Below are 23,170 nucleotides of genomic sequence, written 5' to 3'. Positions count from 1 at the left end.
GGAGGCAATACCAGTGTCTTTTGAAAAGTCCAAAGGCAGTTGGATTATGCTGCTCATCGCAATTGTTATTGCAGTACTTGCGTTTTGGCTGGCCAATAACTACTTGGAGAATCAAGAAGCTAAGTTGAAACAGCAATTAAATGATGATGGGGTAGCAACCACAAGTGTTGTGGTTGCTGCGGTACCGGTAGCTATGGGAGATACACTTGGCGGTCACAATATGGCGGTGGCAGAGGTTCCCAGCGCCCACACCTCAGCCTATGCCGTTCTGCCTGACGAGTTTGGCTATTATGAAGGACAAGTAGTCAAACACCATATGTCTCCAGGTGAGCCCCTGCTTTCTCATTATGTATCCGGACTGGGTATAGAAACCTTTTCAGATCTCCTCAAAGAAGGCGAACGAGCTGTAACCATAGAGATAGATGAAATCAATTCAGTCTCTGGAATGACTCTTCCCGGGGATATCGTTGACCTTATGCTGGTCACTGAAGTCAAAAATGAGTCTGGAGCTCTCGGCGATAGTTTGGAGGATATTACTCAGATCCAACCTTTGCTGCAAAATGTACGCATTTTGGCGGTAGACAACTTGTCATTAGTGTCTCCGACACAAGAATTTATAGCCCCGGGAATTGAAGGAAATTCTCTTGACTACGCTAATATCACTGTTGGTGTGAAATATAAAGACGCGGCCAAACTCCTGTTGGCGAAAGATGTTGGTGATATCGCCTTTATGCTACGCAATCGGGAGGATACTAAAAGAGTAACCAATGCGGTACTTGATAATAAACTTCTTACCCAGCAAGCCAGTAGCGCAGGGAGATATCGTTTGTATACGTCTTCAAGAATTGAAAATGGCGAAATTAAACCACTATCAGTGACTATCCTAGGCCAACAACAAGAAGCTCACGGGGTCAGTGTTATCAAGTACAACAATGTTACAGCTTCGGCGGCGACAAAATAGGTAGTAAATATGCACTGCATAAAACCAATTATTTTCGGGTGTAGCCTGTTGCTTGTGCTGCTTTTTAGCACCAGTGCTTCAGCAAACAGGCAGATTAATCTGTATCTTGGCGAAGTTAAGTCTATTCATGTAGGAGAAGTAACACGTTTAGCTGTTGGCTTAGACCAATTACTTGGAGCCAACATACTGGACAATGGCGAATTATTACTTATCCCCAAAGCTCCCGGGGAAACGCAGTTGCATTTGTGGAAAACAGGCGAAAAGAAAGTCACATTTAACATTACAATTTTGCCAGCTGAAGCCAGTAGAGTCCTGCGACAAATACGTTCAGTGTTTCGCAGTTTTGACCAGGTGACATTTCGTCATGAAGCAGGGATCGTATTAGCGGAAGGAAAGATCCGACCAGAAGACGCAGAAATGTTTCAACAAAACCTGCAGAAATTCCCTTCTATTATGTCTTTTGTCCGGGCAGAACAACTCGAATTGAAAGACATGGTTAAAATGGATGTCAAAGTGCTTGAGATTAATCGCAGCGACGGTATGCAACTGGGTATCAACTGGGACAATGCCATCAGTGGTCCATCATTAGCCTTGGTAAACAACTTCAAACCAACTAATTTCGTTTACGGAAGCGAAGATAACCCTCTTTTAGAAGTGTTTGGGACGTCTATACCCGTCAACTCATCAAAGTCATACAGCTACGCAGGCATTGCTACTGGCATTAACTCAATAATCAATTTGCTCAAGGAAGACGGTACTGCGCGAATACTTGCAGAGCCTTCACTCAGCACCAGAACAGGACAGCCCGCCAGCTTTCATTCTGGTGGTGCGTACCCTCTGGCAGTACTGAATGAATTTGGACAACCCGTTGTGCAAATGCAGGAATACGGTATTCAGCTTGATATTGAGCCCAACATAGATGAACACGGCAACATTATTTCTGCAGTCAGAGCTGAAATGAGCTCTATCGACTTCTCAACCATCGTTCAGGGGGTCCCTGGTTTATTGACCAGAAATACTGAATCAGTTGTCAACATGAAGTCAGGCGAAACCCTTGTAATCTCAGGCTTGGTCAAGGTAGAGGACAGTAAGTCATATGAGAAGATCCCCTACTTGGGAGATATTCCGGTTTTAGGAGAGCTGTTTACCTCCCGTAACTTTCAGGAAGGCCGTAGCGAATTGATAATCCTGGTTACCCCCAGTATTCAACAACCTCTGACCGAGTTACCTGAAGAGATACAAAGGACGCTGGATGATATGTCAGATATCGGCGCCGAAACCTCGCTTAATCAGCAACTAATTGATTGAGGTAACTATGTTTCAAATCAGCGTTAAAACCAACAAAGGTACAAGGGTAGCCGAACAATTTTGCCAGCAGAAAGAATGCATTATTGGCAAGGATGAGCATTGCTTCATTCAACTGCATGGCTGGAGAATAAACAAGCAACACTTGAAAATTGAAATGCGCGAACCCGGCATTTTCATTGAGGACCTGAATACCAGCAGCGGAACTCGCGTCAATGGGAATGCAATTAAAGAATATGGCCCATTATCTGATGAAGATCTGATTGAGGTTCACTCCTATCAGATCTTGGTGAAGAATCATTCAAGAGTTGAATCAAACAAGGCGCCGGCGACGTCACAACATCCCCCCACCCCACAAGAATCTGACACCCAGCATGATGTAAAGCAAGTTGATGATAGCCAGCATGACCAGGATCATGTACGGGTATGGCGAGGTAAAATCCATCAGGAACTACTGAAACAGATGGATTTAAGGCGAATCAATGTTAACTCCATGTCAGATGAAGAACTCAGGACCTTTACCGACCAGATGATTAACGGCATTGTCGCTGATATGGAAGGCTTTCCTGATGATCTTGACCGAAAGGAGTTGGCGGATCAGGTACTTAATGAGGCTGTTGGACTGGGGCCGTTGGAGTCATTGTTGGCAATGGAGGATGTCAGCGAGATTATGGTAAATGCTGCAGATGAAATCTTTTTTGAAAAAGCCGGGCAAATTACCAAATCTGATGTGACCTTTACCGATGATAGATCAGTACTGGCCGCAATAGAACGAATTGTTACGCCACTGGGAAGACGCATAGATGAAAGTTCTCCTGCGGTGGATGCCCGACTCAAAGATGGCTCTCGAGTCAATGCCGTTATCCCCCCAATCGCTTTGAAAGGCCCCTGCATTACAATTCGTAAATTTATGAAAGAAAGGCTTACAGCCAAGCACCTCGTCAATTTTGACACTCTTAATAATGATATGGTCAATTTCCTGGAGATGGCGGTTAAGCACAAACAAAATATCATTATTTCCGGTGGTACAGGTTCAGGAAAAACCACCCTGCTGAATGTATTATCAAACTTTATCCCTGTCCATGAGCGAGTGATTACCGTTGAGGATGCTGCCGAACTCAAACTTAACCAAACCAACTTGATTTCACTGGAAGCTCGCCCGCCCAATCAAGAAGGAAAAGGAGAAGTCCCTATTCGTGAACTGGTCAAAAATTGCCTTCGAATGCGTCCTGACAGAATTGTCGTCGGCGAATGCCGGGGAGGAGAAACCCTGGATATGCTTCAGGCAATGAATACCGGTCATGATGGTTCTCTGAGTACAGCTCACGCTAACAGCCCAAGAGACTGTATATCCAGGCTAGAGGTAATGGTCATGATGGCCGGAGTGGAATTACCTGTTATTGCTATCCGGGAGCAAATATCCTCAGCAGTTAATCTTATCGTGCAACAAACTCGATTTGCCTGCGGTACTCGAAAAATAGTCAGTATTTGCGAGGTTTCCGGAGTTGAAGGAAACAGAATTCAGTTAGGTGAGATATTTAAATTCCAACAAACCGGGTATACCGAAAACGGTAAAATAAAAGGTCAATTTGTTGCGACAGGAATAGTCCCTCAATTCTACGAAAGCCTCTCTAAAAGGGGGATCTCTGTCAACATGGAGATTTTTACTCCTGGCAAAACTATGGACTTCAACTCATGAACACCAGTCTGTTAGTGGTTGCCGCAAGCTTCGCCATCGCAGCAGCCGTCTTCGCTTGGTTTCTGACCAAAATTCTGGCGTCGGCAGCAATTACATACCGCCAGACATTTACTGCGCAAGCCAAAATCAAGCTCTCAGACCTATTCCTCACTATCGAACCAGAAAAACTTTTCATGCTAAATATAGCCTTGATGGTTTTGACCTTTGTATTTGTTTTCATTGTGGTTGGCAATGTCATTGTTGCCACAATTGCGGGTTTCGCCTCCGCCATGTCCCCTCCCATCATTTTTAAAATTCTGCGCAACCGACGCCAACGGGAGTTTCTATCACAGCTTCCTGACATGCTACAGGGTACATCAACGGCGATGCGTTCGGGAGCCAGCCTCAATCAAGCGTTGGAATCAGTTATTACAGAGCAAACGGGGGCAATAAAGCAGGAGTTCGATCTATTCTTACGTGAGGTGAGAGTGGGAATCAGCTTCGAGGAGGCTCTGGACAACTTGTACTCTCGAGTTCCGCTTATGGATCTCAACTTGGTGATATCAGGAATGAAAATATCCAAGGAGATCGGCGGCAATCTGGCTGAAACCTTGGAGAGAATGGCTGATACCCTCAGACGTAAGCTTGAAATGGAAGGCAAGATTGACGCGCTTACAGCTCAAGGACGTGCTCAAGGTTACGTTATGACGGCCTTACCCATATTACTCGGATTGGTCCTATACCAAATGGAACCTGAGCAGATGTCTCTACTATGGACCGAATGGTATGGCTGGGCGGTTATCGCAATCGTTGTCACCTTAGAGCTGGTGGGATTCATTTTCATTCGAAAAATCGTGAATATAGATGTGTGACTGATATGACTTTAATAATTTCTATTGCCATTGGGTTAGCAATATTTATCAGCATCATGGCATTGGCAAAAATACGTAGCTACGTAAAAAATACAGATCGCCAATATATGGATCCACTACCTCGCTTGTTAAAGCTGGTTTGGCCATTCGTGACGTTTCTCGCCTATTATTTTGGCGAACTCCTTAGTGTAGAGCACATAGAAAAAAGTAAAATCAAACTACGTAGAGCTGGGTTGACATATCTAGTTACTCCACAGCAATTTTTTGCACTAAAGCTAATTTCAGCCGCCAGTTTCGGTCTTGCCTCTTGGCTGTGCTTCGCAATGTTAGATAAACCAGCAGGTATAGTTCCGTTAGCATTTGCACTATTTGGTTTCATTTTTCCAGAGGTAAACCTCAATGATAGGCAAAAAAACATTGAGAAGCAGATCGTAAAAATGCTCCCTGTCTATTTGGACTTCATTACTATGGCAGTAGAAGCAGGCATGAACCTCAACAGCGCTTTAATGCAAGCAGTGGAGAAAGGGCCACCAGGCCCCCTCAATATCGAGTTCCAAAAAGTACTGCGGGATATAAAAGCTGGCGTGGGTAAAATCGATGCGCTTAGAAATATGAGCGAAAGGCTCAATATTAAAGAAATAAAAAGCTTGGTTACCTCTCTGTCTCATGCAGAAAAGTCTGGTTCCAGTGTCGGTGAGACATTACGTATTCAGTCGGAGCAAAGACGTACCGAACGCTTCCAGCGGGCTGAAAAGCTAGCCATGCAGGCGCCGGTTAAGCTTGTTGGGCCTTTAGTTATGTTTATCTTTCCTACGACTTTTATCGTGTTGTTCTTTCCTATTGCGACACAGATATATGCGCTATTTTCTCAAGGGTAATGAATGAAGAGTATGCAGCTGATGTCCGGGACAAAATTGTTCATTCCACGCCTTTATTATCCCTGCGGGTTCTGGCAGCGACTTCGGGGACTCATTGGGCATGAGGAGTTGACTTTAGAAGAAGGATTTTTGCTACCTAATTGTAAAGCCATTCACATGTTTGGGATGCGCCGACCACTGGATATCGTCTTTCTCGACGCTCAGTTCAAAATTTTACATATTGTGAATCAGCTACCGCCTGGCCGCTTCGCATTTTGTGGCAAAAGCCAACATACACTTGAACTAAAAAGTGGCGCAGCCAATAAGTTAAAACTCGCCCCTGGCCAACAATTCACCATCAAGGAAGGCATATGACTAACATCCTATCATTAACACAGTTTTTGATTGGCCTCCTGCTGACAATGTCCATCACGGCCTGCTCCAGCACATCATCAGATTCTCGGCCATTAGTTGACAAACTCAGTGAAGCTAATGCTGCGTATAGTGAGGCACGGTTAAGCGACGCAGAAACCCTATATCTCTCAATAACTGAAAGCAACCCTGATTTTAAGGAAGCTTGGTTTAAGCTCGGAAACATATACGCTCGCCAGGGACGTTTGCTTGCCGCTATCAATTGCTATCAGACAGTGCTCTCACTCGATCAACAGGATGGTCGAGCATGGCACAACCTTGCATTAGTCAAGCTTAACCAAAGCCGCCAAATTCTTCGTCAAGCAGAACAAACATTAGCGGCTGATTCACAACAAATACCCAAGATCCAAAAGCTGAGGAAAAAACTCAATGATGTATCAAAAGGTATTTAATCAAAAAGGCTTCCAATCAGGGCAGTCGTTAACAGAATATCTTATTGTAATGCCTATTTTTTTTGCATTGCTTTTTGGAATTTTTGAGTTTGCGTATATTTATAGAGCCAAAACCACTCTCAATACAGCAACATTTGAAACAGCAAGGGCAGGAGCACTAAACAATGCTCAACTAATACCCATGCGCGAAGCATTAATTAAAGGCATGATTCCGCTAAGAATGCAGGGTGAGGCTAATAGTATTCAGATGCTGAAATCCTATGGCTTAACCAAAGCTGAAGAGTTCGCTCTGAACAAAATTTCAAAAACAGTCACTATCGTCAGCCCCACAAAAGCTATTTTCAATAAATTTAAAGTGCAAAGAAAGACGACTTTAGTGAATGACTCAAGAGATATTCAGAGATGGGTAATCCCAAACGACAACCTACTTTTGCGGTCAAACCACCAAGAGACTATCGACGGTAAAAAGTTAAACATTCAAGACGCAAATATATTGAAGATAAAAACCTTGTGGTGTTATCAACTAAAGGTTCCTATCTTACGTGAATTACTGGTTGACTCATTATCAAGTGGTTTTCTTGGCCAAACATCACCGGAGCAGTTAGCTTGCAACCAGATGGCAAGGTTGGGAGATCCGAGATTAGCAATCGTATCCCAAGCAACAATTCGAATGCAATCTCACATAGTGTCAGATGGCAATCTAAAATAAGGAATGTAAATAATGAAGCCGATACTAGTATTCACTCTAGCTTTTTTTTCAACCCAAGTTGAATCCCATGAGATAAAAGATATTAGATGGCCTGACTCGTCTGTCTTTTTTAACCATAGTGAACGTAGTGCTGAATACTCTCTCCCAATCGGTAAAATTGTATTGCAAGAGGAGGATAGTGAGCTCCGAACCGCGGGATACCATCCAGTGGATTCACTATGGTTAGAAGGAGCATTGAACAGAAAGGTTTTCGACTTCCCCAAGCAAGACTCTCCCAATCACGTCGAAAAAATGATTAAGACGCAGCTTGCTCGTCATAGCTATAGTATTCAGTTTGAGTGCAAGGCGCTCCAGTGTGGCGACATCGCGGGTTGGAAGAAATGGGTCGCCCCCCATATTGCGGGCACAGAAGAAAGCCAGCGAGTTATAGTTGCCAGCAGGCTCTTCGACAATTCCAATGCTAACTACGTTTTAGTCCATATAAGCGATATTGAAAGCGAGCCCAGAATGCTATTGGATTTCATTGCCACTCAGCCAGATACGCCAGCCGTCAAAGAGGCCGAATAGGCTGACTATCGGCTACAATGTATGCGTTAAGCAATATGCTCCTACAATGAATATTGTTTGCAGATTGCTCCGGAGACACTATAGCTAATGACTTCCATCGCAAAGCTTCTGAGTTTAGTACTGATACTCATGGTGTCATGCCATGCAGAATCACAAACTGACGCTCAACTGACCCAACGCTGCCTGGATACCTTCGATAAGATTAATGCAAATGATATCGACTGGTTTCTGGCGCAAATGCCATTAACACCTTCTAAGGCTCAAAAAAAACAGGCCACAAGAGTGTTGCAAAGGGCACACGACAAGTTACGGAACCATCCGCCAAAGAGTATTGGGGTTAAGCAGGTAAGCTATAAAGCACCCAGCAAAGCCAAGCAAGAGCAATTTGGCGCCACCAATGAAGCCAGGGTCAAACTGCTGATTGAAAGTGAAAAGCGTCGTTCACACACTTCATGTAAGTTCCTTAAAACAGATAAAGGCTGGTTCCTTTCATCTCTTCCTTAACTGCTTGATAGGTAAAGCGAGGAACAAAAATATGATGCAGTATCTTATTCTCTTACTGGCGATTTCCTTTGGGGCAGTAGCGTCAGAATTTAACAATTTCGATTTCAGTGCGACGGACAACAGCGATCCTCTGTTCATCGAGAAATGTCAGATATATCGAGATGCATTGAAGCAAAAAGATATTGAAACCATAAAGACCTTTATCTCTCCCGAGTTTTTCTCTAAGCCAGGGTTTGATAAAGCGCTACAAGGTCTTATCCGCCGCTTTGACAAACAAACCGAGAAACCTCAATACAGTGAAGTGAGCAAATCTCTCGATAAACTTTCTAACCCCGATGTTGCAGGGGTAACCATAAGGTATGAATACAAATATAAACAAGGGAAAGGAGGAGGAAATGCAGGCTGCACTTTCGACCGCATGGAAAATGGTAACTGGAAAATTCGCCTCAACTGATACTTCCAAAATCTTGCGGATAGACAAGAAGCCCACGGCATTGGTTGGACTGGTTTTGACTTGCATGGCTCCGCTTACATCGGTGGCGCAACAGGATTTTGCATTCGAGAATGAACAGGACAAGGTTCTGTTTCAACGTTGTATAAAGATGGTTGAAACCTACAGGAGTGAAGACTTCGATGCCTACATTGCAGAGTTTCCTGACCCCTGGCTTGAATTATATGGCGAAAGTACATTGAGGAAAGTGCTGGCTAAAAGCCATAGCAACTATCTGGCTCTTTATCAGGATGGGGATGTAACCGTAACATTGGAAGCTATCCATAAGGAATCTCCTCATCCCAGGGAAGCAGAATTTTTAGGGGCAACGGATGCCAGAGTTTTAGACATCAATTTTTCAGCACCCCGAAAAGGTAAGTCCACCATTTGTAAATTCTTGCTGATTAACAATCAATGGTATATGCGAGAACTGAGGTAGATTTGCAGGACATCCCCAACCCGACGCCCCCACCATCATTGGGCGACAAAAAGTGTTACCGGGAAGTCCATAGCAAACTAATGCAGCTGGATATAACTTCTGGCTCTACGGCGCAAATGGAGGAAATTGCACAGCAGTTATCGAAATGACCGGGCTACCGCAGGAGCAGACCTAACCGTTACAGCTAAACACTCCTTTAGGATTACGTCACCTACCCACAACACCTACCTTTGACCTATTCAGTGGTGGCACTTTCAATGGCAATGTCAGACTGGAGCAAAGGAGATGTTCCGCGGTAAAGGGTCAATTATGGGCATTAATGTTGAGACAGAGTCACAAGTCGAACATAACAGAAAGGAGTTGTTGAGAGAGGAACTGCTCGACCGCTTGAGCGGCCGCTTTTCTGCCCCTGAATTCAAGACCAGCTTTCCAACCTCTACCTGGTGGCAGCCCATCCCGCCAGTCAACAGAGTTAAAGTCTGGACGCCTCTGTTGCTCAGCCTTGTCATCGGAACTGTAGTTCTGGTATCAGGTAGTAATCTGGTGGCAGCAGCAATCCTGTTTGGGCTTGGCACGATCACCAGTCTGTTGGTTCGCAAGATGTCCAATCAGACCTTTTATAATCCCACCGGCGCGTCTGGGCATATCGAGGTCACTCCCGAGGCCATCAGTTTGCCAGTTCACTATTTCCCGCCACACACATGGCAAGGTAGCAGACAAGTCCTGCACAAATCAGAGATCAACAATATAGAGTTAATATGGCATTGGTACCGGCGTTTTTATGACACCGCAAAAATCTCAACACGCACCGCCTCTATCAGTGCGTTCAACATCATGCTGAATGACGGACGACACATTACCCTGAGCAATAGCACAGTAAACTGTGCTCCTTTAATGGTGTCGCTGTTCAAACAGGGCTACCAAATCCATCTCAAACAAGTCCCGGATCCCTGGCGACATGGATTTCAAATTGGCGCACTGATTTTTCTGGCGGTACTGGCATGGATTATTGGCTCTGGTGTGTATGAGCTTTACCAAAATGGTCAGTTTCCATTTGACTGAAACGCCCCCAGACAAACAGATACTGGAGTAATCACAACGATGAAAATACCATTCGCCTGCTCACTTTTGTTATTTGTTGCATTGGTTATCAATAGTGCTCCTGCCCACGCCACTGACACAGATGTGGCACTGGAGGCTTTTCAGCAGGCCACTGCCGATATTCTCGAAGAAGGCAGAGAAAATGGGCAAAAATATTCAGAGTTGATTCAGGAAATGGCCGATCTTATGGCTGCCAGCGAGAGCGCCAGAGTCGCCCTGAAATCTGGAAATACAGGCACGCTGGAATCTCTGGCCCGAAGCAATGTGTCACTGGGGAAAAAGTATATCGTCGAGTACCGCAAATTTTTAAACAATGTCGACCCAAACTCCAGCTGCGCCCGACAACCCCAAACCCGAAAAATGCTGGAGCAGGTCGAGGAGTTGGATCTTGCCGCCAATAACATAGCTCCCCTCGCCGCAACGCAAGACGAAATGGAGGCCTACGCCGCTTTTATGGAGCTGAACAAGTATCAGGTGTTAGTGGCCAGTGTGCCCAATATGTTTGAGGCTGCTCAGCTATGTGTGATGCAGGATGGTTTGCCAGCTCTGGTCGAGGGAATGCAGGAGCTGGAAGCATTGCTGGGTAATGCCGTGGCCAACGGTGAGCTGGATGCCAATACTCTGCCACAACAAGCCCCAGAGTACCCGCAACCGGAAGACGATAACTGGATAAAGCCCAATGAACATATCGTTGAACAGGTCAGCTTCTATCCCGACCAGATCCCCTCTTTCAATGACCTGAGTATGGTATACGCTGAAAACCGCGACCAGCTTACCCAATTGCGTTTTTCCAACGGGCTCTCTATAGACGATGACCTGATGCTGGTTCTGCCGCCGTCAGTGGGGGCAAATGGTTACTACAGCGCCAGCATAACCGGCACAGTCGAAACTCAGGACTATATCGCCACTCTGGATATCAAAATAGAAAGGCTTGCGAGCAAACCCATTGCCGGTTTTTCCGGCGTGACGGACTCGTTGAAGACCTGCATAGACGCTTCCGCCAAACAGCAAATGGCCAAATTCACCCATCAACTGGAAGTGATCAGCTGCGAGCTCCCGGCAGGTGAGTTTGTCTCCCTTGAGGCGCTGAGTGAGATGCCGAATCTGACTATGGTGGCCCTCAGCGGCGGCACACTTGGGCCATTAACGCCACTGGCTAACCTGCCAGAACTTTCTAACCTGATGTTGGTTCAGGCCGACATCCCGCGCTTTGGCGACCTGTCTGGTATTAAGGCGGTTATGCAGTTTTCCAAAGTACACTCCCAGGACTGGATTGCCCTGGCTTCGGCTGGCACAGACAGCATTATGATGGAGAAAATTCCCGACTGCAGTTCCCTCGACAAGCTGGCAAAGGCACCTGAAGTCGCTTTTTTATTGGGTAGACCAAGTGCCGGGGAGCTGAACGAATACCTGAGGCAACTGGATGCCGGTGAGAAGCGTATTGGCATTATCGCCAGCTGTGTCAATTGATATACACCCAAAAGGATTAACCATGAATAGATGTGCCAGCTTATACCTGTTTGCTTTGATATCTGCAGGAAGTCAGCCGCTCATGGCAGCTGACGAAGCCACCAACACCGGGCCTTTTTCCGCTCTGCCCGAGGCCGAAGTCTATCGCCCAACCCAAAGACATTTTGCACTTTACCCACTATTGACTGAGGTGAAAGGAGATGATGAGTTTATCAGCCAGCAAATAGGCGGAAGATTATTTAGAACAGGATATGAACTCCCCATCAACTATGAACCCTTCCATGTACTGGATAATTACAAAGCACGTGTGCAGGAGATGGGCGGTGAGATTCTATTTGAATGCCGCAATGATGCTTGTGGCGATGAGTACAAAGTTCATCGGTTTATTTCCCCCTCCTACACTTCAGCGCAATCAAGTCCACATATTCTGACCGCTAAGTTCAGTACCGAAAATAAGCAAACCTATACGTCTATATACACGGCTAAATGGGCTGCTGGAGTCGGGATACAACTGGATGTTATTGAGGTAATACCAGAACCACTGGATTTACTGGCTGTCAAAAGTGATTATTTTGACAAGGGCATACAGGCGATCGAAGTCGAGGATAAAAGCCATAAAGATATGGATGGTAGCCAGGATCATCCCATGATTGCCCGACTGCCAGGCGCTTATATCAGGGATTATCAGCAGTTTGATTTCGGCCAGACTAAAGTGATGAGCAACTACTCTGATGGAAAAATCCAAATCCGGAACCTGGAAGGTCGCATCACTGATATCGGCTATGAACTTCCCCGCAGTTACTCCGAATACGAGGTCAATGCCAACTACCAAAGCGCATTAAAGAAACTGGGCTTTTTACCACTGTTTGAATGCCAGGGGGAAACAGGCTGTGGCAGCGACACAGATATCAACTACGCAATCAAACCAATTGTCACCTATGGTAATGACGATAATCAGTTTTATGGTTTGTACAAATTGAGCAGGCAGGAAGAAAATGTGTATGCCATGACCTACATCCTTGGATTCTCGGGTGGTTTGTGGGCCAACTTGCGTATCATTGAAGAATCAACTCTCAAAGATGACCGTCTGGTGATAGATCTTGAAGGCCTGACCGACAAAATGGCGCAAACGGGCCATGTGGCGTTGGACGGCTTACTGTTTGAGTTCGATAAAGATGTGATGCTGCCGGAGGCCGCTGAAGTGGTCTCGACTGTGGCAACTTACCTTAAGCAGCACCCAAAGCAAAAGTTTTACGTGGTTGGCCATACAGATGATCAGGGAAAACAGGTCTACAACCAGCAGCTGTCAGAAAAGCGCGCTCAGGCGGTGATTACTGAGCTCACCAAAAACCATGGCATTCCAGCATCGCAACTTACTGCTGCTGGCGTAGGTGAGTATTCCCCTGTCGCCAACAACATGACTGATGAAGGTAAGAAGCAAAATCGCAGAGTAGAGCTGGTATTGAGATCTGATAAGAAGTAGCTCTCGCTCCAGTTAGCTACTAACCAAAAAAAAGTGGCACCCCTGAATTTCAGTGAGGTGCCAGTTTTCTATTAAGTTTGGAATTAAGTTGGCTAAGGCTGCCCAAGGACTTTGGAATAGATCTTTTCCACCAGCTCAGCCTGCTCCTCAACCTGAGCTTTGGGCAACTCTCCCGCCAGCCCCTGCAAGGTCAGCCTGTGGCTTTCATCCCTGAGCAGGCAATAGACGTGAATAAGCCCCTCAGCTTCCTCAGCAGGCAATATTTCCAACTCTGCCAGATCCTCAAATATCCGCACATTGTCAGACCATGCTGTTAACCCGCCGTTGGCATGACTGTTTGCCAGCACCAGATACTGAGCAATAAACTCGATGTCGGCTATCCCTCCTGAGCTTTGCTTGAGGTCAAACTCACCCTCCTTCACCTTGAGTAAATGCTCACGCATCTTACTGCGCATATCCCGAACCGCTTTTGCCAGCTCGTCAGCATCTCTGGCCTGAGACAATACGGCATGACGTATATCCCTGAACCGCTCTGCCAATTGCTGACCACCATAAACCAGACGGGAGCGCACCAGAGCCTGATGTTCCCATGTCCAGGCTTCGTTGGCCTGATACTCACCAAAGTTCTCAATCTCGCTCACCAACAGACCGGAGGAGCCCGAAGGTCGCAGGCGCATATCAACTTCGTAGAGTTCACCCGATACCGTCCGCGTTGAGAACAGGTGCAATATACGCTGTGCCAGCTTCAGATAGAAATGGCTGGCATCGATCTGCCGATCACCATTGGTTTGTACGCCGGCAGGAGCATTGTGCAGGAACACCAGATCAAGGTCAGAGCCGTATCCCAGCTCTATGCCGCCGAGTTTGCCGTAACCCACTACAGCAAAACCCATCTCGCCTTCGGTCAGATGCGCGGGTACCCCGTGACGGGCAGCTACCTGTTGCCAGGCCTGCTGCACCACCTGCTCAATAATGGCTTGAGCCAAATAGGTCAAATGATCACTGACCTGCATAATCGGCAAAATACCTGTGACATCGGCGGCGGCGATTTTGAGCTGTTGCGATAATTTGAACTGCCGCAACGCCTCCATCTGCTGCTCCATATCATCTTCGGGAACCCGCAGCAGGGCCAGCCTGAGTTCTGAAGGGTAATCATCCAGTGAAGTAGTGTCATACAGCTGAACAGGATCGATAAGCTCATCGAGCAACATGGGGAAGCGCGCCAACTGAGTGGCAATCCAGGGACTGATGCAACACAGGCTGATAAGCTGCTGTCTTGCACCCGGGTTCTCACACAAAAGCTCAAGATAAGTAGTTCGGGTCAGGATTTGATCCAATACCCGGGACACAGGTGCAAATGCCTCGCAGGGCGCCTTATGGGCAAACAGATCCTCCAGCAACTTTGGCATAAGCCTGTCCAGGGTATCTCTGCCCCTTGGGCCTATGGATTTGCGACTGGTGTTCTCCCGCCACTGACTCAATACAGGCCAAAGCTTCTCATCATTGATGCCATGACTGCTGAGCATAGTCCTGGCTTCATCGTCTTCATACTCGTGCCAGAGTGTCGCCGTCCAGTGCTCTTTTTCGGACTCCTCTTCATCACCGCCAACGGTGTCCTTAAAGTGACGATGGATATCAGCCATCGCATTGTCGATTCGGCTGCGCAGCGACTCAGGACTCTCCTCTCCCATGGCCAGACACAGGCGTTGCCAGTCCCTCACGCCACAACCGTCATCACCCGGCAAGGTCTGGGTTTGCTTGTCATCAATGGCCTGCAGGAGATTCTCCACCCGACGGAGCAGTGAGTAACCTGACTTCAACTCATCAATAGCCTTGGCATCGAGTTGTCCCAATGCCTTTAAGGTATCCAATGCTCCATAGATGCTTTGGGTTCGAAGGCTGGGTTCACGGCCACCACGAATAAGCTGAAAACTTTGCACCACAAATTCGACTTCGCGAATACCGCCCGGCCCCAACTTGATATTGTCACTGAGCTGGCGGCGACGCACTTCGCGACTGATCATCTGCTTCATTTTGCGCAAAGCCTCAATGGCCGAGAAGTCGATATACCTGCGGTACACAAACGGCCGCAACATTTCCTGCAATGCAACCGCTTCCGGCGTTGAAGGGCCCAATACACGGGCCTTGACCATGGCATATCGTTCCCAGTCGCGCCCCTGTTCCTGATAATAATCTTCAAAGGCATGACTGCTGACCACCAGCGGACCACTATCACCATAGGGGCGAAGACGCATATCCACCCGAAATACAAAGCCATCCATGGTGACCTGATCCAGCAGGTTCACCAGCTTTTGCCCCATTCGGGTAAAAAACTGCTGGTTGTCCAGCGTCCTTCGGCCACCAGTCCCTTCCAGATGTCGCGTTTCACCGTGTTCAGGGAAAACAAAAATAAGGTCAATATCCGACGAGAAGTTAAGCTCTCTGCCCCCCAGCTTACCCATCCCCAGAATAAGCAGATGTTGTGGATTGCCTTCGGTATCACAGGGAGTGCCGTACTGAGCTGTCAACTGACGGAAAACCCAGTCACGGGACGCAATAATCAGTGCCTCAGCCAGTGCAGAAATGTCCTGCAGCGAAGTTTCCAGCGCAGTCAGGCTCAAGAAATCCCTATAGGCCAGGGTCACCAGCCAGCGGTTGCGAAAATCCCGCACACACTTTTTGGCAGCATTCTCATCGGAGATCTGTGCCAACAAGGCCGCCAGTTCACTCAAATAGTGGCTCGACTCGTCGGCCGTTTCTGGAGCGGTAATATGAGTCAGCCATTGTGGATGGCGGCAAATCTGCCCGGCAACATAGTCACTCAGGCCAAGTATGCTTTTGACCTGCTGACTCTGGACCTGCGACAGCCCCTGCCAGGGATCATCACTGGTCTGGGACAGCAATCCTGAATATCTGTCTGCTTCGATTTGCAGCACCTGTGGAAGTTCGGTTGCACCCTGTCGCTCAATTGCCATATTTTACCCTGAACACAAATTAGCCATCGACATATTATGTCGAGAATGATATAGGTGGTGGATACTTCACCAAGCATGGCTTAACTGTACTCCTCAACCATAGCGGAGACACGCCAAAACTGAATTTGGTGAAGATACACCAAAGTGGAAACAAAACGGAAACTCTGTCTGGTTATGCTCTGTATAACATGGGGTTACCGTCTGACAATGGAGAGACCATGGCAGGTATCTTGAGTCGTACACTGGTGAGTCTGTTGTTACTTATGCTGCTTACAGCCTGTGGCGGTGGCATAGAAGACGACATAGATACTTATCAGTCGCTGGTCAAACAAAGACTGGCAACCCTGAGCACGCAAATGAATGACGGCCAGGTTCGCAATGCATCCCTACTGAAACAGTATGGACAGCTTCTGGGGCAAGAGCAGCCTCAATATGCCATGTTGGCCGAAGAGATAGCCAAAGACGCTACGACCGAAGGCCCCATGTACCAATCCCTGAAGAGGCGCTATCAGGACAGCCTGAATCCGGCCAATTATCTGAATCAGGATGAGCAACTGGCTGAACTAGAGAATCTTTATCAGGCAACTGACCCCGCACTCTTTAACGACATGCTGTCAGACCCGCTTAATGTGCTGGCTGATATGTCCGGCGGAACCCTGGCACGGGTCAATGCCATGAGCCGGGAAGCCCAGACTCTGGCCAATGGCGCTGAGGACTTTGGCGCCGGTAGCCAGTTGGTTGGCAACCCCGCCTATGGTCAGTGGCAGACCAACAGCAGTGGTATGTCGTTCTGGGCCTGGTATGGCATGTACTCGCTGTTTTCCGATCTGTTTGATCGAAGAGTTTACTACGGCGACTGGTCCCGCAAACGTGGCTACAGTTACTACAACGATATCGGTCGTTACCGCTACTCCTCACCCAAGCAGATTAAACGCCAGGAATCTGTATTTCGGGATCAACAAAAGCGGTACAAAAATCAGGGCAAGCCGTTCTCCAGTCCCTATGCCAAAACCAGAAGTGGTGCCTCCGGCTTGTCACGTCAAAGTGCTCAGGCTCCCTCTCCTTCATCGGCACCCAAGGCCTCTCAGCGCAAGTTCAGATCCAACTATGCCAAGAGCAGCAGCCACAGAAACTCCTCAGGTCGCACTTCCCGCAGCGTCAGCCGCGGTAAATAACAAGGACACGTAAGATGACATTTTTACAGGAAATAGGTATTTCAACCGAGCTGGCAATCATACTGGCCATCGACCTGACCATTGCCGTTATCCTGCTCACTGCCATGCGTTATCTGCAGGGCTGGACAGTTAAAGTCAACTCAGGGGAAGAGCTGGCACAAAGGGATAACTTTGCCTTTGGTATCAGTACTGCCGGAGCGGTATTGGCATTAGGGATAGTGCTGACAGGGGCTATTACAGGAGAAGCCGCGTCCTCCTACACCATGGAAGCCATAGGCATGAGTGCCTACGGTATTTTCGGCTTGATTCTGATTAAGCTCGGGCGTTTTTTGCACGACAAACTGGCGCTGCACAACCTCAATAAAAATGAGCAGATTATCAAAGGGAACGTCGCCGTTGCCATTGTCGATGCCGGTGCTGCCATAGCAACGGCTACCATCATTCGCGCTGTGTTGATCTGGGCAGAAGACCTGACCCTGGATACCTTTATTGCCATCTTCAGCGCCTTTATGGTGTCTCAACTGATGCTGGTGCTACTGACCCGCTGGCGCGAAAGCCGCTACGCCAGCCGTAATCAGGATATGCCAATGCAAAAAGCCCTGGAGCAGGGACACACAGCACTGGCTATACGTCATGCCGGTTACCTGATTGCTATGGGTATCGCTTTCAATGCTGCCAGCCACTTTATGATCTACCTGCCGACGGCTTATGTTGGCAACGTGCTCAGCTGGCTGTGGTTCTCCATTATCATGCTGGTATTGCTGTCACTGCTGCTGGCACTGGTTAAGCGCCTGGTACTGGCTCGTATTAATATGGCTGAAGAGGTCGAACAGCAACACAATATTGGTGTGGCTGCGGTGGAAATGGCCATCAGCATTGCGATTGCTCTCTTGTTAGCCGCGCTGATGGCTTGAGGTCGCAACAGGAATGGATACCAGTTTACGTCAGCCAACAGGGATCCGCTGGCTGGATGATGCCTTACTGTTAGGCATTATGGCGGTGTTGGCCGGTTGCGGCCTGATATATGAATACCTGCTGTCTCATTATGCAGGTCGCATTTTGGGTGCCCTTGAGGCTGCCATCTATACCATGATAGGCCTGATGATTGTCTCAATGGGCCTGGGAGCCTTTGCTGCCCGCAAGATTCGCTGCGCCTTTACCGGCTTTGCAGTGCTTGAGCTGGCAGTCGCCCTGTGTGGTTCTCTCGCGATCATCATTACAGCAGCGGTTATCGGCTTTGGTCATGTGTTGCCCCAAACCATAGCAGACACTTTTAACCTGCCACCGGATATGCTGCCTGAAGGCGGGCTTATCGACACTTTCCAAACACTGAGCCGCTATCTGCCCTATGTCTGGGGGGTAATACTTGGGTTAATGATCGGGATGGAGATCCCCTTAATCGCCCGGGTCAGACAATCCCTCAGCGAAGCTCATCTTATCCATAACGCCGGAACCATTTATGGTGCCGACTACATAGGTGCTGGTATAGGCGCTGCTATCTGGGTGTTGACCATGCTGGCGCTGGATATTCAACTGGCCGCAGCCCTGACAGCCAGCTTTAATCTGTTGGCAGGCTTTGTGTTTATCTTCAGGTTCTGGCACCAGATACGTCATGTAAGACTGTTACTGGCGGGACACATTCTGGCCTCCGGCGTATTGATGGTACTCGCCATCCATGGTCCCTCCTGGGAGCAGGGGTTCAATAATCTGCTGTACAAAGACAAGGTGGTTTACCATCAGGCGACCCGTTTTCAACAACTCACCTTTACCGAGCGTTTGCGAGGTGAAGGGCTTGCACCGGTTTACTCACTCTATATCAATGGCCGCCTGCAGTTCGCCAGCGATGATGAGCATATCTACCACAGCTTTCTGGTACACCCGGTATTGGCGGCATCGGCCCGTCAAAACAAGGTGCTGATTATTGGTGGCGGTGACGGTCTGGCTCTGAGAGATGTCCTCAAGTGGCAGCCTGACAAAGTCACCCTGATGGATCTGGATGCTGATATGGTGACTTTGTTTCGGGGTGACAACCCGGCTATGCCGGAAAAGCTGAAGCAGCGGTTGACTCAACTGAACGCCAATGCGCTGCAGGACCCCAGACTTGAGCTGATTACCGATGACGCCTTCAATGGCGTGGATGACCTGCTGAAGCGGGGTGATAAGTTCGACGCCATCATAGTCGACCTGCCGGACCCCAGCCACCCAGACCTGAATAAGCTGTACTCGGACTTCTTCTATCGCAAGCTGGCCAATCTGCTCAGTGCAGACGGCGCGATTGGGATCCAGTCTACCTCCCCCTACCACGCCAAAAAGGCGTTTATCAGCATAGGAAAAACCCTGGGCAGCGCCGGATTCAATGTCAATCAGTATCACCATAATGTGCCAAGCTTTGGTGAGTGGGGATGGACCCTGGGCACCCTGAAAGGCCGGGATGGCCAGCAGAGATTAACGCAGCTTGAGCAGTTACCGGTTGACGATCACTGGCTGACAACAGGTTTGGTACGGGCTTCATTCGAATTCCCCGCTAACTTTTACGACGGCAGCGAAGAGATAAAAATCAATACCTTAGGAACTCAGCATATCTATATGTACCACAGAGCAGCCTGGGGAGAAGCTCAGGGAATGAATCTTTTTTAAACAATTTGTCATTACCGCTTGACATATTATGTCCAGCGGTTAATCTTTAACCCAGACATAATATGTCAGAGAGGACAATCATGAACATCCACAGCATTGCAGACCATCTAGGAAAGTTGGGCGACAACTCAAGCACTGGCTTGAAATTCGATTGTTTCCCAATATCAGGCGACGTAGACGTACTGCAGGTCAATATCGAAGGACGCGAAGAGCTGCCGATATTCGTTTCCGTTACTGACAACCAGATCCTCTGCATCAGTTATCTGTGGGGTGAGGATGAAGTGAAGCAGGAAAAGCGTATGGAGATGTTTGAAACCATGTTGGAACTCAATATTCCCATGCCCCTGTCCGCCTTTGCCAAGATAGACAATAAGTACGTGGTGTACGGCGCACTGTCGATCAAGTCCAGTATGGAAGAGATTGAAGATGAACTCTCCCTGCTGTCTGACAACTGTTTGGAAGTCATCGATGAGATGGCCGACTACCTCAACTAAGGAGCCAAGATTATGGGTATTTTAAATAAGATACTGACTGCATTCCGTGGTGGCGCCAATGAAGTTGGCCAGAGTATTGTTGATGCCAACTCCACCCGAATTTTTGAGCAGGAGATCCGCGACGCGGAAAAGCACCTGACTCAGGCCAAACGTGATTTGACTGATGTGATGGCCAAAGAGATGCACGCCGCCCGTGAAGTAGACCGCATCAAACGCGCAGTCGCTGAGCATGAAGGCTACGCCTCTCAGGCTCTGGATCAGGGCAATGAAGCGCTGGCAATGGAAGTGGCTGAAAAGATAGCGACTTTGGAGCAGGAACTGGCGGAGCAACAGTCTGCCAATGACAGCTTTACTGCCCATGCAGCCAGACTTAAGGACCTGGTTAAAAAGACCGAACGTCAACTGGCCGACTATAAGCGTCAGCTGACCATGGTTAAAACCACTGAGAGTGTGCAGAAAGCTACTGCCACTATTACAGACTCCTTCACCAGCAGTAACTCCAAGTTGCTCAATGCCAAGGATTCGCTGGAGCGCATCAAAGCCCGTCAGCAGCAGTTTGACGACAGGCTGCAAGCAGCTGAAAACCTTGAAGCTGAAGGCAGTGACAAGTCACTGCAGGACAAGCTGGCCGCTGCTGGCATTGGTGAGCAGAAAACCACAGCCAACTCAGTGCTGGACCGGATTAAAGCCGGTAAAAAGTAAAGTGTTAAGTCCCGACCTGCCGGCAGTTCCCCTGCCGGCCTTTTTCGTTTATCAACCACAGGAGTTGAGATATGGGATTTCTGGACAAACTGTTTGGCAATAAAAAGTCTCAGGCACCAAAGCGGGTGTTGGACCATCCTAAAAAACTCAACCCGGGAGATATGATCTCTCTGGACGACAGCTTTGCCCTGCCGCCCCAACTTAAGGGGCAGCAACTCAAAGTCGAACGCGTCTCTTGTTACGAATATGAACATAACCGCAGTGCCGAATGGCAGCTCAGGGGGAACGATAACCTGCCGGTATTTATGTCGGTTGAGACAGACGATGAAGAGTGGCTGTGCTTCAGTGTTAAAGTCACCCGGGATAAAGTAGAGCAGCTATTTGATCTGGATGAGTTTGCAGAAATTTTCGAGGAACCCGGCCAGGCAGTATTAAAACTCAAACCTGAGGCTCGAAGCCAACTTCCTGAACTTGCCCACTGGCTTGCCGATGAGTACCATCAGTCCACTTTTGCCGCCTACGGCTACTACCACCAAAATGATTATCGCCTGATGTCCCCCCCCGCCGGCCGGGGTGAACCTTTTGAAAGCTATCGTCTCGACAGTGCAGATGAATCCCGCGCTGTGGAAATTGAAGTGTATGAAAGTGGTGAAACAGATGTCATGCTGACTCTGTACCGCCCTCTGTCGGACATTCGTGACTTCTGGCCCGGAGCATAGATTTCCCATGAGTAAATCACCGCAGCAACTACCTGAAACCTGGCAGGTCAATCAGAAGGCTGCCAAAGCCACTCAGGTCGCCTTCGATCTGGATGAGAAATTTCAATACTCAATTCGCAAAGCAGCATTGGACGCCGGCGTTAGCCCTTCTGACCAAATCCGAACCATTCTTGGTCTGCCGGTGGCTACCCGCCCCAAGCGTCCACGCCTGACGGTTTCACTGAGTGAAGCCGACTATGCCGCACTGGCAGAAAAATATGGCCTGACCGCAGACTCACAGCTTGAAATCAAGCGTCGGGTACTGGATGAACTGGTGCAATTTGCCTCTGAAGATTGAAATGTCGGGGTCGGCTCTTTTATGCTGACCCCATAATCAATATCAGGGAACCGGGAAATAATGAGTGAACAAAAGGAGTTGAGAGTCAGGCAATTTGAGATGCCAACGCCAATAGATCTGGCGATGATGGTGCTCTCTCTGGTTTCCGTAGTGCTGGTACTGGTATTGGCTTTTGGAAGACTCAACCCGCAAACCCGGGAACTCCTGCTGTTTATCGATACCAGCATCTGCATTATTTTCCTCAGCAACTTTTTTATTGGCATGGTGCGGGCCAGAGACAGATGGTTCTACTTTAAGCACCACTGGATCGACTTTGTCGCCAGTATCCCAGCCATTGAACCATTGCGGGTGATGCGCCTGTTCCAAATCCTGCGGGTAGTTCGTCTTATCAGGGTAACCCGCTCGCTGATTATCCCCCTGCTTCGTCAACGCAAACAGACCACAATAGCCAGCTTGCTGCTTGCACTGGTGCTTATTCTGTCACTCTCTTCCATGCTGATTCTGATTGTGGAAAGCGGCGTAGAGGGAGCCAATATTCAGACCGCTCAGGACGCGGTCTGGTGGACGCTGGTGACCATCTCTACCGTTGGCTATGGCGACTTCTACCCTGTGACTACTGCAGGCCATGTAGTGGGTACTATCGTGATTGTCTGCGGCGTCAGCTTCTTCGGTGTGATCTCAGGTTATATGGCATCAGTTTTCGTCGCGCCAGAGCAGCAGGAGAACGCCAAGGAGCAGCAAAAGGAGATGCGCAACGAAGTAGAGAATGTGCTTAAACGCATGGAGGAAAACCAAAACCGTATTCTGGCAGAATTGGATGAAGTCAAAGCTGAACTGGCGAAACACAGGGAACAGTTTCCAGATAAGTAAC

General features: G+C 48.2%; 24 protein-coding genes. 23 read left to right on the top strand and 1 reads right to left on the bottom strand.

Annotation, left to right across the window (positions count from 1 at the left end; all coding sequences use genetic code 11):
* Window positions 1-13: 13 nt before the first annotated feature.
* The 15 genes from cpaB to ACFOE0_RS03345 all read left to right on the top strand — a co-directional run bounded on the left by cpaB (window position 14) and on the right by ACFOE0_RS03345 (window position 13,260).
* Window positions 14-961, top strand: coding sequence for a Flp pilus assembly protein CpaB (cpaB, locus tag ACFOE0_RS03415; RefSeq protein WP_248935448.1), 948 nt, complete (start codon window positions 14-16; stop codon window positions 959-961).
* Window positions 962-970: 9 nt separating this feature from the next.
* Entirely contained in the window at window positions 971-2,269 is a 1,299-nt protein-coding gene (locus ACFOE0_RS03410) for a type II and III secretion system protein family protein (RefSeq protein ID WP_248935449.1), read from the top strand.
* A 7-nt stretch (window positions 2,270-2,276) separates the two neighbouring features.
* Window positions 2,277-3,965: an ATPase, T2SS/T4P/T4SS family gene (locus ACFOE0_RS03405; protein WP_248935450.1), complete on the top strand. Its 1,689-nt coding sequence runs from the start codon at window positions 2,277-2,279 to the stop codon at window positions 3,963-3,965.
* Window positions 3,962-4,816, top strand: a complete 855-nt coding sequence (locus ACFOE0_RS03400) for a type II secretion system F family protein (RefSeq protein ID WP_248935451.1) — start codon at window positions 3,962-3,964, stop codon at window positions 4,814-4,816. Before ACFOE0_RS03405 ends, ACFOE0_RS03400 begins: the two co-directional genes overlap by 4 nt.
* Before the next feature lie 5 nt (window positions 4,817-4,821).
* Window positions 4,822-5,694 carry a type II secretion system F family protein gene (locus tag ACFOE0_RS03395; protein WP_248935452.1) on the top strand — a complete coding sequence of 291 codons (873 nt, stop codon included), beginning with the start codon at window positions 4,822-4,824 and terminating at the stop codon, window positions 5,692-5,694.
* Between the two features lie 3 nt (window positions 5,695-5,697).
* Window positions 5,698-6,048 (top strand): DUF192 domain-containing protein, encoded by a 351-nt coding sequence (locus ACFOE0_RS03390; RefSeq protein WP_248935453.1) that lies wholly within the window; start codon window positions 5,698-5,700, stop codon window positions 6,046-6,048.
* The gene (locus ACFOE0_RS03385; RefSeq protein ID WP_248935454.1) at window positions 6,045-6,497 is read left to right on the top strand and encodes a tetratricopeptide repeat protein; all 453 of its coding nucleotides are present in this window, start codon (window positions 6,045-6,047) and stop codon (window positions 6,495-6,497) included. Before ACFOE0_RS03390 ends, ACFOE0_RS03385 begins: the two co-directional genes overlap by 4 nt.
* Window positions 6,475-7,206, top strand: coding sequence for a TadE/TadG family type IV pilus assembly protein (locus tag ACFOE0_RS03380; protein WP_248935455.1), 732 nt, complete (start codon window positions 6,475-6,477; stop codon window positions 7,204-7,206). Before ACFOE0_RS03385 ends, ACFOE0_RS03380 begins: the two co-directional genes overlap by 23 nt.
* Before the next feature lie 12 nt (window positions 7,207-7,218).
* Complete coding sequence (locus tag ACFOE0_RS03375) at window positions 7,219-7,773, top strand: hypothetical protein (protein ID WP_248935456.1); 555 nt, start codon at window positions 7,219-7,221, stop codon at window positions 7,771-7,773.
* Window positions 7,774-7,860: 87 nt separating this feature from the next.
* Window positions 7,861-8,277, top strand: coding sequence for a hypothetical protein (locus ACFOE0_RS03370; protein ID WP_248935457.1), 417 nt, complete (start codon window positions 7,861-7,863; stop codon window positions 8,275-8,277).
* A 31-nt stretch (window positions 8,278-8,308) separates the two neighbouring features.
* Window positions 8,309-8,731 (top strand): hypothetical protein, encoded by a 423-nt coding sequence (locus tag ACFOE0_RS03365; RefSeq protein WP_248935458.1) that lies wholly within the window; start codon window positions 8,309-8,311, stop codon window positions 8,729-8,731.
* A complete protein-coding gene (locus ACFOE0_RS03360; RefSeq protein ID WP_248935459.1) occupies window positions 8,673-9,206 on the top strand; it encodes a hypothetical protein in 534 nt (177 codons plus the stop codon). Before ACFOE0_RS03365 ends, ACFOE0_RS03360 begins: the two co-directional genes overlap by 59 nt.
* Window positions 9,207-9,491: 285 nt before the next feature.
* Complete coding sequence (locus ACFOE0_RS03355; protein ID WP_248935460.1) at window positions 9,492-10,268, top strand: hypothetical protein; 777 nt, start codon at window positions 9,492-9,494, stop codon at window positions 10,266-10,268.
* 39 nt (window positions 10,269-10,307) lie between these two features.
* Window positions 10,308-11,777, top strand: a complete 1,470-nt coding sequence (locus ACFOE0_RS03350; RefSeq protein ID WP_248935461.1) for a hypothetical protein — start codon at window positions 10,308-10,310, stop codon at window positions 11,775-11,777.
* A gap of 82 nt (window positions 11,778-11,859) precedes the next feature.
* On the top strand, window positions 11,860-13,260 hold the full coding sequence (locus ACFOE0_RS03345) for an OmpA family protein (protein WP_248935462.1): 1,401 nt from the start codon (window positions 11,860-11,862) through the stop codon (window positions 13,258-13,260).
* Window positions 13,261-13,352: 92 nt separating this feature from the next.
* On the opposite strand, the gene glnE is transcribed toward ACFOE0_RS03345, so the two are convergent.
* The gene (gene glnE, locus ACFOE0_RS03340) at window positions 13,353-16,235 is read right to left on the bottom strand and encodes a bifunctional [glutamate--ammonia ligase]-adenylyl-L-tyrosine phosphorylase/[glutamate--ammonia-ligase] adenylyltransferase (RefSeq protein ID WP_248935463.1); all 2,883 of its coding nucleotides are present in this window, start codon (window positions 16,233-16,235) and stop codon (window positions 13,353-13,355) included.
* A gap of 218 nt (window positions 16,236-16,453) precedes the next feature.
* Here glnE and ACFOE0_RS03335 point away from each other — a divergent pair, with 218 nt between their 5' ends.
* The 8 genes from ACFOE0_RS03335 (at window position 16,454) to ACFOE0_RS03300 (ending at window position 23,169) form a co-directional block, all read left to right on the top strand.
* Window positions 16,454-17,410, top strand: a complete 957-nt coding sequence (locus ACFOE0_RS03335) for a hypothetical protein (protein ID WP_248935464.1) — start codon at window positions 16,454-16,456, stop codon at window positions 17,408-17,410.
* 14 nt (window positions 17,411-17,424) lie between these two features.
* Window positions 17,425-18,324, top strand: coding sequence for a DUF350 domain-containing protein (locus ACFOE0_RS03330; protein WP_248935465.1), 900 nt, complete (start codon window positions 17,425-17,427; stop codon window positions 18,322-18,324).
* A 13-nt stretch (window positions 18,325-18,337) separates the two neighbouring features.
* A complete protein-coding gene (locus ACFOE0_RS03325) occupies window positions 18,338-20,047 on the top strand; it encodes a polyamine aminopropyltransferase (RefSeq protein WP_248935466.1) in 1,710 nt (569 codons plus the stop codon).
* An 80-nt stretch (window positions 20,048-20,127) separates the two neighbouring features.
* A complete protein-coding gene (locus ACFOE0_RS03320; RefSeq protein ID WP_115136254.1) occupies window positions 20,128-20,541 on the top strand; it encodes a YjfI family protein in 414 nt (137 codons plus the stop codon).
* Between the two features lie 12 nt (window positions 20,542-20,553).
* The gene (locus ACFOE0_RS03315; protein ID WP_248935467.1) at window positions 20,554-21,243 is read left to right on the top strand and encodes a PspA/IM30 family protein; all 690 of its coding nucleotides are present in this window, start codon (window positions 20,554-20,556) and stop codon (window positions 21,241-21,243) included.
* A 71-nt stretch (window positions 21,244-21,314) separates the two neighbouring features.
* Window positions 21,315-21,962 carry a hypothetical protein gene (locus tag ACFOE0_RS03310; protein ID WP_248935468.1) on the top strand — a complete coding sequence of 216 codons (648 nt, stop codon included), beginning with the start codon at window positions 21,315-21,317 and terminating at the stop codon, window positions 21,960-21,962.
* A gap of 7 nt (window positions 21,963-21,969) precedes the next feature.
* Window positions 21,970-22,299 carry a hypothetical protein gene (locus ACFOE0_RS03305; RefSeq protein WP_248935469.1) on the top strand — a complete coding sequence of 110 codons (330 nt, stop codon included), beginning with the start codon at window positions 21,970-21,972 and terminating at the stop codon, window positions 22,297-22,299.
* Window positions 22,300-22,359: 60 nt separating this feature from the next.
* The gene (locus ACFOE0_RS03300; protein ID WP_248935470.1) at window positions 22,360-23,169 is read left to right on the top strand and encodes a potassium channel family protein; all 810 of its coding nucleotides are present in this window, start codon (window positions 22,360-22,362) and stop codon (window positions 23,167-23,169) included.
* Window position 23,170: the final 1 nt, after the last annotated feature.

It is taken from the genome of Shewanella submarina (genome assembly GCF_042646185.1).
GTDB classification, from domain to species: domain Bacteria; phylum Pseudomonadota; class Gammaproteobacteria; order Enterobacterales; family Shewanellaceae; genus Shewanella; species Shewanella corallii.
This window is presented reverse-complemented; position numbering and strand designations above follow the sequence as displayed.